Raw genomic sequence first — 15072 nt, forward strand, 5'->3', positions numbered from 1 at the left:
AGCCTGTGGAGGCGTCCATGCGGTGGTTGGTGGGGTGGAGCAGCACCGCAGCGGGAGCGGCCGAGATCGGCTCCGCCGGGGCCACCGGCGCGGACGGCGAGACCGTGCACCCGGTGGGGTCCCAACTCCTGTGGGGAGACCCCGATCCGCTGTGGGCGGTCGGCGACTGGCGCCCCGACGAGGTGCGGGTGGTGACGGCCGACGCCCAGACCCGCATCGCCGTCCTCGGCACCTGCGGCGCGAGCGACGAGCAGCTGCGGGTCGGCCTGTTCGCCGCGCGCGGAGGGGCACTTCGCCATCTGACGAACTGGCCCGGCAGCTACACCGCGGTCGTCCAGGTGGGCCGCCGCGTCACGGTGTGCGGCGATCTCGCGGGCGCCCGACCGGTGTTCTACACGCCCTGGGCCGGCGGTACGGCGTACGCGACGGCCGCCCTCCCGCTCGCCGACCTCATCGAGGCCAACCTCGACTTCGGCCATCTGGCGGCCTTGCTGGCGGCTCCCGACGTACCGGCTGCCCTGCACGACTCGACGCCCTACGACGGCGTGCGGCGCATTCCGCCGGGGCACGCGCTGATCCTGCGCGCCGGGGCGCGTGAGATCGCCGGGTACGAGCCGGTCGCCTCCCTCGCGGTGGCGGCGCCCACGGCCGATCCCGACAGCGCGGTGGACGCCGTACGGGACGCGCTGGTGGAGGCGGTACGCGCGCGCTTGTCGGCTCCTCGGCATGTGCCCGGCGCCGACATCGACCCGGGTCCCGTGCCCGGCATGGGGCCCGCCGAACGCCGTGCCGCGCGCGGGATGCCGGTACCGGGGATCGGCGCCGACCTCTCCGGCGGCCCTGCGTCCGGCACCCTCGCCCTGCTGGCGGCGGGCCTCCCGGGCATGCCGGGCACGGTGCTGGGACACGGCACGGGTGCGGGCGAACGCCTCCTGGCGGTCACCTTCAACGACCTGGCCGTGGGCGGCCGTGAGGCCGAGCTCGAACGCGCCGGGAACCTCGCCGCCAACCCGCGCCTGCACCACGTGGTGGTGGCCGGCGGCGAGGAGACACTGCCGTACGCCGACCTGGACGGCCCGCTGACGGACGAGCCCGGCGCGAGCCTGGTGACGGCCGCCCGCCATCGCGCCCGCCTGGCCTCCGGCAGCGCCGACCACTTCACGGGCTACGGCGCCCGCCAGGTCCTGGACGCCCACCCGGCCCGGCTCGCCGACCTCCTGATGGACCGCAAACGCCGCCACCTGGTCCGCCCGGTCGCGGCCCTCGCGAAGGCGGACGGTTCGGTGATGGTCCCCGCGCGCGTGTACAGCGCGGCGCGCCGCCTGTCCCGTACGCCGTACCGCACCGGCCTGGAGGCACTGGCCGACCGCCTGATGGACCGCCGCTTCGACGAGCCCGGAGGCGCGGTCGGCGCCTCCCTGGCCGCCCTCACCTGGGCCAGGCCGGGCCCCGCGGCCCGCTGGCTGACCGGCGAGGCCCTTGCTGAAGTATCGGTTCGCCTCCAGGGTGCGACGAGCCGCTCGGCGGTGGGCCCGGGTCAGCGCCCGGGCGACTACCGCGCGCGTGCGGCACTGGCGAGGCACGCGGCGGACCTGAGGGTGCTGGAGCAGGCAGCCGAGATCCGCTTCCAACGCCTGCACGCCCCCTTCCTCGACAACCAGGTCGTCCGCGCCTGCCGAGCCCTCCCCGAGGCCCTCCGCGTCCAGCCGGGCGCCCGGGCCGCCATCCTGCGCACTGTCCTCCAGGGCGCCGGCGTGGCCGACCTCCCCCCGGGCTGGGGCGCCCCGTCCCACGCCTCGGCGGCGGTGGCGGCCCGCACGGGCCTGCGCGTGGCCGCGGACTCCTTGATGTCCCTCTTCGGCACGCCGCTCCTGGCAGAGGCGGGCTTGGTGGAGGCAAGGGTGGTCCGCAAGGCGTTGCGGTCAGCGGCAGAGGGCGAACCACTCCCCTTGGACGGCCTGGCCGACCTGGTCTCCCTGGAACTCTGGCTACGCCGCCTCCTGTCCCGCCGAGGAACCTGCTGGACCGGAACCCCGGCCCGCGCGCGTGCGGTACCGGCGGGGATCACGCCACAGCGGGGGGCGCTGGGGGCGGGGGCTGCGGCGAGGAGGGGGTAGGGCCCCTTCCAATACGGGCCGACACCTCAGCCGGCCCGGCACCTCTGAAGCGCCGGCCCGCCTCTTTCAGCCCGTCCGGCGTTCGAGGTCGGGATCCGCCATCCCTGTCCCCCACCCACCCGCGGGGGGCGTGACCCTGTGAGCGCCGGTCCGCATCGCTCAGCTCGTCCGGCGTTCGAGGTCGGGATCCGCCATCCCTGTCCCCCACCCACCCGCGGGGGGCGTGACCCTGTCAGCGCCGGTCCGCATCGCTCAGCCCGTCCGGCGTTCGAGGTCGGGATCCGCCATCCCTGTCCCCCACCCACCCGCGGGGGGCGTGACCCTGTCAGCGCCGGTCCGCATCGCTCAGCCCGTCCGGCGTTCGAGGTCGGGATCCACCATCCCTATCCCCCACCCACCCGCAGGGGGCGTCACCCTCTCAGCGCCGGCCTGCATCTCTCAGCCCGTCCGGCGTTTGAGGACGAGGCCCTTTAGGGGCCGAAGCGGGGGTCTGGGGGCGGCAGCCCCCAGGGACGGCGGGGTCGAAGGGGCGGCAGCCCCTGGGGATGGGACGGGTAGGGGCGGCGGGGGCGAGGAAACAACCCGGCGCGGACCCCCACCCACCCGCCACAAGACACCCCACCGCCCACAAACCCCGTGCCCCCCACAGCCTCCCCGGCGACAATGACCCGGTGCGGTACAGAATTCTGGGTGTCACCCAGGCAGAGGACGACCACGGCACCGTCGTACCCCTGGGCGGCCCCCGAGTCCGAGCCCTGCTCACCGCCCTCGCCCTCCGCCCCGGCCACCCCCTCGCCCCCGACACCCTCATCGACGACATCTGGGCCGACGACCCGCCCCAGGACGCCAACGCGGCGCTCCAGGCCCTCGTGGGCCGCCTGCGCCGCGCCATCGGCAGGACGACGATCGTCTCGACCCCCGGCGGCTACCGCCTCGAAGCGACCAGGACGGACGTCGACCTCTTCGTCTTCGAACACCTCGTGCACCAGGGCACCGAGGCCCTCCGCACAGGCGACCCCGGCGCCGCCGCCCGCGCCTTGGACGAGGCCCTCGCCCTGTGGCACGGCCCGGCCCTCGCCGACCTCCCCGACCGCACCGCCGCGACCCGCCCGGAGACGCTCCGCCTGGAGGCGACCAGAACCCGCGCGGAGGCGTCCCTGCGCCTCGGCCGCGCCCAGGACGCCGTACCGGAGCTGACAGAGCTGACCGCGGCCCATCCGTACGACGAGAAGCTGCACGCCCTCCTCGTCCGCGCCCTGCGCGACACCGGCCGCCCGGCCGACGCCCTGGCCGCGTACGAGACGGCCCGCCGCGCCCTGTCCGAGGGCCTCGGCACCGACCCGGGCCCGGAACTCCGAGCACTGCACGCCGAACTCCTGGCCCCGCCACCCCCGACAGCCGGGCCGGTCCCGCCACCCCCGACACCTGGGCCGATCCCGCCACCGTCCCACCCCACCCGCACCGGCAACATCCGTCCGCGCCTCAACTCTTTCGTGGGCCGGGAACCCGAACTCGACGCCATCCGTTCCGAATTGCACAGGGCCCGGCTCGTCACCCTCACCGGACCGGGAGGCTCTGGAAAGACCCGTCTCGCCGAGGAAGCCGCCGCCGGGCTGCCGCAGGCGTGGCTGGTCGAACTGGCACCGCTGGACCGCCCGGAGGCGGTGCCTGGCGCGGTGGTCAGCGCTCTCGGTCTGCGGCAGACCGTGCTGATGGCCACCGAGCTGTCCACCCCGCAGGAGGACCCGCTCACCCTGCTCGTCGAGTACTGCGCCCCGCGCAGCCAACTCCTGATCCTTGACAACTGCGAACATGTGATCGAGGCGACGGCCCACCTCGCCGAAACCCTCCTCACCCACTGCCCGGGGCTCACGATCCTCGCGACCAGCCGTGAACCCCTCGGCGTCCCCGGCGAGTCCGTGCGCCCGGTCGAGCCCCTCCTCCCCGACCAGGCCCACCGGCTCTTCACGGAGCGCGCGACGGCCGTCCGCCCGGACGCGGCGGACCTCGTCCTCCGCGACTCCGCCGCCGTGGCGGAGATCTGCCGCCGCCTCGACGGACTGCCGCTCGCCATCGAGCTGGCGGCGGCCCGCCTGCGGCTGCTCACGCCCCGGCAGATCGCCGACCGCCTCGACGACCGCTTCCGCCTCCTCACCTCCGGCAGTCGCACAGTCCTGCCCCGCCAGCAGACCCTGCGCGCGGTCGTCGACTGGTCCTGGGACCTGCTCGACGAGCGGGAGCGGACGGTGCTGCGCGAGGCGTCGGTGTTCGCGGGCGGCTGGGACCTCGCCGCCGCGGAGGCCGTGTGCACCGGCCCCGCCGCCGAGCTGATCGGGGCGCTCGTCGACAAGTCCCTGATCGTGGCGGCCCCGTCCGAGGCCCCGGACAGCGGCGGAGCCATGCGCTACCGCATGCTGGAGACGATCCACGAGTACGCCGTCGAGCGCGCCGCCGAGGCCCCGGAGCAGCGCGCCGACGCCGAGCGGCGGCACCGCGCGTGGGCGGGCGCCCTGGTCGCGGAGGCCGAGCCCGTACTGCGCTCGGTCGGCCAACTCCCGTGGATCTCCCGCCTGGAGACCGAGCTGGACAACATCCGCGCGGCCCTGCACCGGGCCGTGGAGGACGGGGACGAGGCGGCGGCGGGCGCCCTCGCCCTGCACATGGGCTGGTTCTGGTGGCTGCGCAACTACCGCCGCGAGGGCGCCGACTGGGTCGACCGGATCCTGCGACTGGGCGCGGCCCTGGACACGACCTCACCCGCGAACCCCGCAGCCGCCGCGCCGTCACTCACCGCGGACCCCGCAGCCGTCGCCCCCTCACTCACCGCGGGCCCCGTCGCAGCCCCCTCACTCCCCGCGGATCCCCGGGCCCGCTGCTCGCTCATGGAGGCCATGGACCCCGTAGAGGCCCTGCTCTCCGCCCCGGACGGCGAGGCCGGCCACCCGCTGCACGCGCTCCGCATGGAGCTTCGGATGCTGCACGTCCTCCTCGTCTCGGAGCTCGAGGCACGGACTCGCGAACCGGACGAGCGGCTGGGCCGGTACATCGCCCAGGTGCGGGCGTACTTCGAGAAGGGTGGCCCGCAGGCGGCCCGGATGCCCGGCCTCGTCTGGCCGCTGACCTCGTTCTTCATGGGCGACCGGGTGGACGCCCGGAGCGTCCTGGACTCCGCGGTCGCCAACTGCCGCAAGTACGGCGGCGACTGGGAGCTGGGCGTCACCCTGATGTTCCGCACGCACATGGTGGTCGACTCGCCGGGCGGCATGCAGGGCGTGGACGACGACCTCGCGGAGCTGCGCCTGCTCAGCCGTCGCGTCGGCGATCGCTGGCTGCGGGCCCAGGTGTACAGCGCGGCGGGGGAGACGGCGATGGCCCGCGGCAGGCTGGAGGAGGCCAAGGGGGAGTACGAGGAGGCGCTGCAACTCGCCTACGAGGTCGGGGCGTACACGGAGACGCCGTTCCTCATCGCCCGCCTCGCCGAGATCGCCTACCGCGCGGGTGACCGCTCGGCCGCGATCACGGCCCTGGAGGAGGCGAGCGAGGCCGCGGACCGGTACAGCGTCGGCGACAGCAGGGCGTTCGTCCTGCTGCTGCGGGCGCATGTCGCGCTGGACGACAAGGACACCGCCACCGCGCGCGAGCTGCTGGAGGAGGCCCGCGGGGAGACGGCGCGGGGCACCCCGCCGCCGCAGTTCATCGTGATGCTGAACTCGGTCGAGGCCATGGTGACGGTCGCCGAATCGGGCCCGGAGCACGGGCTGCCGAAGCTGGTCGCCACCGTCCGGGAGGCGGTGGACAAGCAGTGCGCCGACCTGATCGTGGCGACGCTCGTGGACGCCACGGCGGCCCTGCTCGCCGACCTCGGCGACCTGCCTCGCGCCGCCAGGCTGCTGGCCGCCGCCGGGCACTGGCGGGGCGACGACGCGCGCTCCCAGCCGGAGGCGGCCCGCGCCGAGCGCGCCGAGTCGGCGGCCCGCACCGGGCTGGGGCCGGCGCGGCACGAGGCGGAGCACGCGCGCGGGGTCACCCTCACCCCGGCCGGCGTCCTCGACGAGCTCGACGAGGCACTGCGCGCGGGTGTCACCGGCCGCTGAGGCGCGGCCGTACAGGCCCTAGGAGCACCGGAACTTGGACTCGGCCCAGTCCGCCAGCATCAGGTCGTCGTACTCGCTGTGCGGCTCGACGACCAGCCGTACGGTCTTGCGCCCGGTGAGGTCGACATGGACCGGGACCGCCGCGTCCCCGCCCTGGACCATGCCGGACTTCCACAGCTGGACGCCGTCGGCGTAGACGGAGAAGTACATCTTGCCGAGCCCGAGGGTCATGTCGTCGACGCCGACATAGGCGTCGTAGGACGTGCACTCACGGTTGAGGTCGATGGTGACGGAGGACCGGCCGTGCACGGTCACGCCGTGCGCGTAGCTCTTGTCCGCGATCGAGACGCCGTACCGCTGCCACACCCAGCTGCTCTCCGCGATCCGCATCTCGGGCTGGGTGCCGTCGCCGTTGATGTTGTACGCCAGCTCGCTCCACTGGTAGACGGCCGGAGCGGGTGTGGGGGTGGGTGTCGGAGTGGGGGTCGGGGTCGGCTTGGGCGTCGGCTTCGGTGTGGGGGTGGGTGTCGGGGTCGGCGTGGGCTTCGGGGTGGGCTTGGGTGTGGGGGTGGGCGTCGGTGTCGGTGTCGGGGTCGGGGCGATGACCGGCGGCGCGGGCGCGGGCTGCTTCTTCGGCGGCTTGGGCGTCTCCTCCGCGGGCTCCACCACCGGCGTGGAGGCGGGCGGCCTGGCCTCGGGCTTGTTGTCGGCCGGCTGGTCGTTGCCGGCCAGGGCGAGCGCCGCCGCCACGCCCGCCGCGACCAGCACGCTGGCCGCGATACCGACCTTGACCGGCGCGCCCAGCCCCTCGGAGGCCGCCGCGCCACCGGCCGCGCCCGCCCCGCCCGACGAGCCGCTGCTCGCCGCCGCGGCGCCCGCGACACCCGCCGCGCCCACTCCGGTGCCACCGGCGATGAGCGCGGCGACCTTGGCGTACCCGGCGGCACCGAACCACCCGATGACCGCGACCGGCACGACGGCCGGGATGCTGCTCGCGACCTCGGAGATCTGGGCGGCCGCGAGGCGGCACTTGGCGCACTCCTCCAGATGCTTGCGCAGTCCGCGTTCGGCGCGGGTGCGCAGCCGGCCGCGGGCGTAGGTGCCGAGCTGGTCGGCGTAGCGGGCGCACTCCTCGTCGTCGGCGAGGGTCGCGCTGACATGGGCCTGGAGGTAGGCCTGCTTGAGGCCCTCGCGGGCCCGGGAGGCCAGCACACGCGTGCCGTTGGCGTCGAGTCCGAAGAGCGTGGCGACGTCGCTGGGCGACTCGTCCTCGACCTCGGTGTGCCACAGCACGGCCTGCCAGCGCTCGGGCAGCGACCGGAAGGCCTGCATGGCCATGGACTGCTCGGCCTCGTGCATCGCGCGGACGTCCGCGCCGAGGTCCAGCGTGTCGTCGTCGGAGACCTCGCTCACGCGCGCGGACTGCGCGGCGAACAGCGCGAAGTCGTCGACCAGTTGCTCCCGCTTCGCGGACTTCGTCCAGTTCGCGGCGACCCGGCGGACGGTGGTCAGGAGATAGGCGCGTACGGCGTGCTCGGGCCCCGAGCCGCCGCGCACCGCCTGGAGCATGCGGGCGAAGACCTCGGCGGTGAGGTCGTCGGCGGTGTGGGCGTCCCGGCAGCAGGTGCGGGCGTAGCGGCGCACCGCGTCCGCATGGCGCCGGTACAGCTCCTCGTAGGCCGTGTCGTCGCCCGAGCGCATCCGGCCGATCAGGTCGGCGTCGGAGGGCGGCAGGTCCCTGGGCGGCGGCAGGACGCCGTCGTCACGCCGGTCGCGCTGGGTCGGGACGCTGCCCTCCACCGGGTCGCCGCCGCTCTGCGGGCGGCCCGCCCGGCCGCCCTGGCTCGGTACCTGGGGCGACGCGAGGCCGTCCGGCTCACCGTCACCGTGTGACTCGTCCCGCCCGTCAACGCTCATCGCGGAAAGCCCCCGCCGCCTGCCCTACCAGTCCCGAACACCGGGTCAGAGTGCCATACCGGCTTTTGACCGGGCCCCGGCAGGACTGGGCATCCACTCGTCCGTGGGGACTTGTGGCAAGGCAGTACTAGCCGTCACCCATCCGGGGAAGGCTCAACTGACGTTGCCCACGCGGGAGTTGGGGGACGTATCCGAAAAGGCCGGAATGTGACCGGGGTGTGGGCGGCGCACCGCTCACACCCCGTCGTCACCTCTTCGAGTCACAGGGTCGCGCGGAGTTCACGACGGTCGCGACCGCAGGCCCTCCAGCAGAATGTCCAGCAGTCGCGCCGAGGCCGCCGCCTGCTGCGCAGCGTCCGGCAGCGAGGGCGCCGCCGTCGCGATCACCAGCAGCACGTCCGACACCGACACGTCCGCCCGCAGCTCACCCGCCGCCCGCGCGCGCTCCACGAGCTGTCCCACCACGTCGAGCAGCGCCGCCGCCCCCGTGTCGTCGGCCGGCAGCGACTCCTCCGACACCAGCCGCAACTCACCGGAGCCCGGCTGGGTCCGCTGCTGCGGCACCCGCGCCTCGTCGAAGACGGCCCCGTCGGCGTGCCCGGCGTGCTCCTCGGGGACCCCCACCCGCAGTACCTGCGGCGGCAGCAGCCGCCCGGCACCCGAGGCCACCGACGTCCGCAGGAAGCGCGACAGCGCCGACCACGGCTCGTCCTCCTGCCCGAGCGCCGCCCGCGCCTGGTCGGTCAGCCGGGAGGTCTCCTCCTCGGCTATCCGGCGCACCAGGACGTCCTTGCTCGGGAAGCGCCGGTACACGGTGCCGACACCGACCCGCGCGCGACGCGCCACGTCCTCCATCGGCGCGCCGTAGCCCAACTCGCCGAAGACCTCGCGCGCGGCACGCAGTACGTGCTCCAGATTGCGCTGTGCGTCCACGCGCAGCGGTGTCGAGCGCGACGCGTCCCCGCGTCCGTTGCCCGCCGCCGCGCTCATCGCTCCGCCACCGGATGCGATGGCGGACGCGGAAGACCAATGAGAGTCCTGAACATGCATAAGCGATCCCCCGGTAATGACGTCTCCCCCCGGAGACTCTCCCCGCCACTGAAAGGCCGGGGCGACACAGGGAACGAACCCGGTACACGGGCCGCCCGTCGCGGACCCGATGAGCGCATCCCCCTACACCCCGTCGACACACGAACATAGTTGAGAGGGAGTCAATTCAGAAGGGGCAGGTTCCGCACAGAGCGCCCCCCGAAAGGAGTACGGGTCGTATACGTCCCGATTGCACCCCTCAAGGACCCCCGGCGCACACCCGCTGACCTGCAATCCTTCCCCGCACGCCGTCGATTCGGCCAACCCCGCGCACACGAAGCCGCCGGTCACACAAATTGTCGGGGCTGTGGACAAACTCAAGCGCCGGGTGCGTCATGGGGTGGTGAAGGAACGCGCGCGCATTCTCGTTGTCGGCGGCGGCTACGTCGGGATGTACACGGCCCTGCGTCTCCAGCGGAAGCTGAAACAGGAACTCAGGCGCGGAGACGTCGAGATCACGGTGGTCACTCCCGACCCCTACATGACCTATCAGCCGTTCCTTCCCGAGGCGGCCGCCGGCTCCATCTCCCCGCGCCATGTCGTCGTCCCGCTGCGCCGCGTCCTCGACCACTGCACCGTGATCATCGGCGAGGCCATCGCCATCGACCACGCCAAGCGCACCGCCACCCTGACCACCCTCGCCACCGAGGAGGAGGGGACAGGGGCCCGGCAGCTGACGTACGACGAACTCGTCCTCGCCCCCGGTTCGATCTCGCGCACCCTGCCCATCCCCGGTCTCGCCGACCACGCCATCGGCTTCAAGACCGTCGAGGAGGCCATCGGACTGCGCAACCACGTCATCGAGCAGATGGACATCGCCTCCTCCACCCGCGACCCCGCGATCCGCGACGCCGCCCTCACCTTCGTCTTCGTCGGCGGCGGCTACGCGGGCGTGGAGGCGCTCGGCGAACTGGAGGACATGGCCCGCTACACCGCGCGGTACTACCACAACGTCCAGCCCGAGGACATGAAGTGGATCCTCGTGGAGGCCTCCGACCGCATCCTCCCCGAGGTCGGCGCCGAGATGGGCCGCTACACCGTCACCGAACTGCGCCGCCGCAACATCGACGTACGCCTGAACACCCGCCTCGAATCCTGCGCCGACCGGATCGCCGTCCTCAGCGACGGAGCCCGCTTCCCGACCCGTACGGTCGTCTGGACGGCCGGCGTCAAACCCCACCCGATCCTCGCCGCCAGCGACCTCCCGCTCACGGACCGAGGTCGGCTGAAATGCACCGCTGAACTGACGATCGAGGGCGTCACGCACGCGTGGGCGGCCGGAGACGCCGCCGCCGTCCCCGACGTGACCGCCGACGAACCCGGCAAGGAGACCGCCCCGAACGCCCAGCACGCGGTGCGCCAGGCCAAGGTCCTCGGCGACAACATCGCCCACGCGCTCAAGGGCGAGCCCCTGGAGACGTACTCCCACAAATACGTCGGCTCGGTCGCCTCCCTCGGCCTCCACAAAGGCGTCGCACACGTCTACGGACGCAAGCTGAAGGGCTACCCTGCCTGGTTCATGCACCGCGTCTACCACCTCAGCAGGGTCCCCACCTTCAACCGCAAGGCCCGCGTCCTGGCCGAATGGACCCTGTCCGGGCTCTTCAAGAGGGAGATCGTCTCGCTGGGTTCGCTCGAACATCCCCGAGCGGAGTTCGAACTCGCGGCCGGTGGAAAGCCTCCTCACGACCCCACGAACGACCCGAAGGGGTCGTCCTGACCGGACCGAGGAACTCCACCGGCGGGGCAGGCGTCTGACGGATGTCGGCCCGGTCGGTCACACTGCCACACTGATCCCCGACCCAGGACGGGTGGACGCCCGCCCACCGAACCCGCGAGGACCCAGGCCGGGTCCGGAGCCGGCCGAAGACGACGACACGAGGCAAGGATTCGTGAACTTCACGCGCTGGAGCGCCCGGCTCCCCGGAACGCAGCGCCGCGCAGCCGCGCGGACCGACCACGAGCTCACCCCGGACCGACTCGGGGAGGGCGCCGTACCCGCGGCCCGCGCCGAACAACTCACCGATGACGCACCCCCCGTCCCCGCCGTCGACGAACTCCCCGTGCGCGAGGTCCTCGACCGCGTCCCGGCCCTCGTCGCCCTGGTCCACGGCCCCGACCACCGCCTCGCCTACGTCAACGACGCCTATGTGACCGCTTTCGGCCCCCGATCCCCGGGCACCCCCGCGAGCGACGCCCTCCCCGAGCTCCACGAGACGGGCCTCCTCCCCCTCCTCGACCAGGTCCTGCGCAGCGGCAAGCCGCGCACGGTCAAGTCCCGCAAGGCCCCCGACGGCCGCTCCTACACCTTCACCTGCACCCCGGTCACCGAAGGTGACACCGGCGGAGTCCTGATCTTCGCCATCGATGTCACCGACCACGCCGAAGCGGCCGAGCGCCTCAGAGCCAGCGAACGCCGCCAGCGCGAAACCGCGGTGACCCTCCAGCGCTCCCTGCTCCCCCAGGTCCTGGAGGAACCCGACGACCTCCGCATCGCCGCCACCTACCAGCCGGGCGGCACCGAGGCCGCGGTCGGCGGCGACTGGTACGACGTCATCACCCTCGGCGGCGGCCGCACAGCCCTCGTCATCGGCGACGTCATGGGCCGAGGCGTCCGCGCGGCAGCGGTCATGGGCCAACTCCGTACGGCGGTCCGGGCGTACGCCCGCCTCGACCTGCCCCCGCACGAGGTCCTCCAACTCCTCGACGGCCTCGCCACGGAGATCGACGCCAACCAGATCGCCACGTGCGTGTACGCCATCCACGACCCCAACGAGGGCAAGCTGGTGTACGCCTCCGCAGGCCACCTCCCGATCCTCGTCCGCGACGAGAGCGGCGCGGTGCTCCGCGCGGACGAGCCGACCGGCCCACCTCTCGGCACCGGCGGCTGGATCCACGCCTCCGGCTCGATCCCGCTGGGCCCAGGCGCCACGGCGGTCCTCTACACGGACGGCCTCGTCGAACGCCGTGACGAGGACCTCGACGAGGGAATCGCGTCGCTGGAGCGCGCGCTGTCCGGCGCGACCGGCACACCCCAGGTCGTCTGCGACCGCCTCGTCCGCTCCGCCGGCGTCACCGCCGACCATGACGACGACGTCGCCGTCCTCGTCCTCCAGCACCCGTCCCGCACGGGCCCCGACAGCGACCTCTTCCGCAACGCCGCGCTCGAACTCCTCGGCGGGGTGGAGGCGGCGCCACGCGCGCGTGCGTTCGCCTCCGGCGTGCTCACCAGTTGGCGGTTCCCTGCGGAGCTGCATGACCTGGGGGTGCTGGCGGCGAGTGAGCTGGTCGCGAACTCGTTGCAGCACGGGACGCCGCCGATGCGGTTGAGGCTTCGCCGGACCGACCGTCGCTTGATCATTGAGGTGACTGACGGGGACGACCATCTGCCTCGGCGTCGTAAGGCTGAACCCGGGGATGAGTCGGGGCGGGGGATCGCGATCGTGGCGACCATTGCTTCGAACTGGGGGTCGCGGCGGACGCCTGGGGGCGGGAAGGCGGTTTGGTGCGAGTTCGTGCTGCCTAAGGGGTAGAGGCGCGGGGTCGTGTGGCGACTGCGGGTGCGTTGTGGCTGGTCGCGCAGTTCCCCGCGCCCCTAGGTAGCTCCAGTCAGGCGGCGATTGCTTCTTGCTGGGTGCCGCCCTGGGCCACTACGCGGCTCCTTGCTCGCCACGGGTGGTCCTGTGTCGGTGTCAGCTGACGGCCCAGCCTCAGTGCCAGGTACGTGATGCCCAGCGAGAACAGCAGGAAGGTCACGATGTACGGGGCGTGCAGGGACGCGCCCATCGGGCCGCCGACTGCCGGGCCCACCGCCAGGGCGAGCTGCTTCACCAGGGCGAAAGCCGAGTTGTACTGACCGGCCATGCCAGTCGGGGCGAGGTCGGCCACCAGCGGGGCGACCGTCGGGGACAGCATCGCCTCGCCCAGACCGAAGAGGGCGTACGTCGAGACGAACGCGGCCGTCGCCATGGCCTGGCTGCCGTGGCCGAGCCCGGCGTACCCCGCCACGACCCACGCCACGGACCAGATGATCCCGACCGCGGCGATCACACGCGAGCGCCGGCGCCGCTCGACCAACTTCAGGACCGCGAACTGCGCCACGACGATCATCGCCGTGTTGGCGGCCAGCGCCGTTCCCAGCGCGGACGTGGAGATCCCGGCCGCCTCGACGCCGTACGCGGCCAGGCCCGACTCGAACTGGCCGTAGCAGGCGAAGAACAGCACGAAGCCCAGCACGCACAGCTGCACCATCGCCCGGTTCCCCAGCAGCTGCTTCCAGCTGCCCTTGGCGGAAGCGGACGGCGCACCCTCGATCCGCGGCGCGCGCGGCATCCGCACCGTCGCCATCACCACGGCGAGCAGCAGGAACATCGCCGCCTCGATCGCGAAGAGGAGGGTGAACGAGGAGACCTTCGTGGTGTCGACGAGGTGACCACCGATGAGTCCGCCGACACCGAGCCCGAGGTTCTGCAGGAAGAACTGCATGGCGAAGGCCCGCGAGCGAGTCTCCGACGCGGAGCAGTCCACGATCATTGTCGCCAGAGCGGGCTGCATCACGGCCTGCCCTGCGCCCAGCGCCGCCGCCGACAGCAGAACCGTGGTCCCGTTGCTCGCCAGCCCCAGGCTCAGCGCACCCAGCGCGGCCGTGACCAGGGCGACGAGCAACACCGGAAGCGGGCCACGCCGCACGATCGCCCGGCCGGCGAACGGCAGCACGATCAGCGCGGCCACGGCGAAGACGGCGAGGACCAGCCCCGCCGTCATGGCTCCCAGCCCCCGCACCTGCGCCACATAGACGTACAGGTAGGGGACGGTGAAGCCGAGCCCGAACGCGCTGAGTGCGTTACCCACGTGAATCCGGCGCATCGCTGCGCCCATCGCCCTGGTCACGTTCACCTCTCTCAGGTAGTTGGAGTCCCTCAGTACTTAGAACCGAAGACTTCGAAGCTAAATTTCAGAGCTAAAGAGTACACAGAGAAGGACTTCAACGCCAAGCGGCCGCGTGCGATACTGCGTCCATGGCTGACACCCCCGGCGGTCCCGGCAGTCTCCACATCGGCAGCGAGCCGACACTCGAGGAGCAGATCGCCGCCTACCAGCGCGAGTTCCAGGACCTCGACCCGCAGGTCGAGCAGATCGTCTCGGCACTGTCGCGACTGAACCGCCGTATGAACGTCGCCTACGGCCGTCAGACCTCCGCCCTCGGCATCAGCAACACGGACTGGGAGGTCCTCAAGGCCCTCGTCCTCTCCGGCGCCCCCTACCGGATGGGCCCCGGCGAGCTCGCCAAGCGCCTCGGCCTGACGCCGGCCGCCATGACCCACCGCATCGACCGGATGGTCACGGAGGGGCTGGTCACCCGTGAGCGCGACGAGTCCAACCGCGTCCGCGTCATCGTGGAGCTGACGGCGGAGGGGCGCGAGAAGTGGCTGGAGGCCATGCGCCTCGCGACGGTCTTCGAGGAGGACCTCCTCCAGGACCTGTCCTCCGAGGAGCGCACTGCCCTCGGCGATGTCCTCACCCGCCTCCTGCGCAGGGTGGAGCACGCCCAGCCGGACGCGGGCGGTCGCCTCTCTGACCTGGACTGACGCGTCACCCGAAAAGATCTTGACAGGGGTGGTTGACACCGCCCTTCGAGGTACGTAGAGTTCTTCGGGTTGCCGCAGAGCCGTAACGGTTCTTCGACAGCACCTCCCGCCGCATCAGCGGCACACAAACCACCAGCACGATCTCCCAACGGGATGGAATTCGGCGTGCCCGAATTCAATTCGATTTGGGCTCGGCAGCTCGATTAGGAACTGCCGGGAGGATCCGCTAAGGTTTGAGACGTCGGAACGGCCCAACGGCCGGGAAGA

Annotated in this window: 8 protein-coding genes; 5 read left to right on the top strand and 3 right to left on the bottom strand. The window is 72.8% G+C overall.

Annotated features, from left to right (window positions below):
- Positions 1-17 precede the first annotated feature (17 nt).
- Positions 18-2117, top strand: coding sequence for an asparagine synthase-related protein (locus IQ210_RS12355; RefSeq protein WP_194078928.1), 2100 nt, complete (start codon positions 18-20; stop codon positions 2115-2117).
- Between the two features lie 671 nt (positions 2118-2788).
- On the top strand, positions 2789-6211 hold the full coding sequence (locus IQ210_RS12360) for a BTAD domain-containing putative transcriptional regulator (RefSeq protein WP_322656349.1): 3423 nt from the start codon (positions 2789-2791) through the stop codon (positions 6209-6211).
- A gap of 18 nt (positions 6212-6229) precedes the next feature.
- On the opposite strand, the gene IQ210_RS12365 is transcribed toward IQ210_RS12360, so the two are convergent.
- Positions 6230-8128, bottom strand: coding sequence for a sigma-70 family RNA polymerase sigma factor (locus tag IQ210_RS12365; protein WP_194078930.1), 1899 nt, complete (start codon positions 8126-8128; stop codon positions 6230-6232).
- A gap of 279 nt (positions 8129-8407) precedes the next feature.
- On the bottom strand, positions 8408-9178 hold the full coding sequence (locus IQ210_RS12370; protein ID WP_194078931.1) for a TetR/AcrR family transcriptional regulator: 771 nt from the start codon (positions 9176-9178) through the stop codon (positions 8408-8410).
- Between the two features lie 379 nt (positions 9179-9557).
- Here IQ210_RS12370 and IQ210_RS12375 point away from each other — a divergent pair, with 379 nt between their 5' ends.
- Both IQ210_RS12375 and IQ210_RS12380 read left to right on the top strand, forming a co-directional pair.
- On the top strand, positions 9558-10937 hold the full coding sequence (locus IQ210_RS12375) for an NAD(P)/FAD-dependent oxidoreductase (protein ID WP_194078991.1): 1380 nt from the start codon (positions 9558-9560) through the stop codon (positions 10935-10937).
- A gap of 172 nt (positions 10938-11109) precedes the next feature.
- Complete coding sequence (locus IQ210_RS12380) at positions 11110-12750, top strand: ATP-binding SpoIIE family protein phosphatase (protein ID WP_194078932.1); 1641 nt, start codon at positions 11110-11112, stop codon at positions 12748-12750.
- Between the two features lie 76 nt (positions 12751-12826).
- On the opposite strand, the gene IQ210_RS12385 is transcribed toward IQ210_RS12380, so the two are convergent.
- Entirely contained in the window at positions 12827-14095 is a 1269-nt protein-coding gene (locus IQ210_RS12385) for an MDR family MFS transporter (protein ID WP_194078992.1), read from the bottom strand.
- Positions 14096-14235: 140 nt separating this feature from the next.
- Between IQ210_RS12385 and IQ210_RS12390 the strand changes: the two genes are divergently transcribed.
- Positions 14236-14805: a MarR family winged helix-turn-helix transcriptional regulator gene (locus IQ210_RS12390; RefSeq protein ID WP_194078933.1), complete on the top strand. Its 570-nt coding sequence runs from the start codon at positions 14236-14238 to the stop codon at positions 14803-14805.
- Positions 14806-15072 lie beyond the last annotated feature (267 nt).

Origin of the sequence: Streptomyces justiciae (assembly GCF_015163075.1) — a bacterium.
GTDB classification, from domain to species: Bacteria; Actinomycetota; Actinomycetes; order Streptomycetales; family Streptomycetaceae; genus Streptomyces; species Streptomyces justiciae.

Coding starts and splice junctions, on each gene's coding strand:
- IQ210_RS12385 (WP_194078992.1), bottom strand. CDS start 14,095: ATGGGCGCAGCGATGCGCCGGATTCACGTGGGTAACGCACTCAGCGCG.
- IQ210_RS12390 (WP_194078933.1), top strand. CDS start 14,236: ATGGCTGACACCCCCGGCGGTCCCGGCAGTCTCCACATCGGCAGCGAG.
- IQ210_RS12365 (WP_194078930.1), bottom strand. CDS start 8,128: ATGAGCGTTGACGGGCGGGACGAGTCACACGGTGACGGTGAGCCGGAC.
- IQ210_RS12355 (WP_194078928.1), top strand. CDS start 18: ATGCGGTGGTTGGTGGGGTGGAGCAGCACCGCAGCGGGAGCGGCCGAG.
- IQ210_RS12370 (WP_194078931.1), bottom strand. CDS start 9,178: ATGCATGTTCAGGACTCTCATTGGTCTTCCGCGTCCGCCATCGCATCC.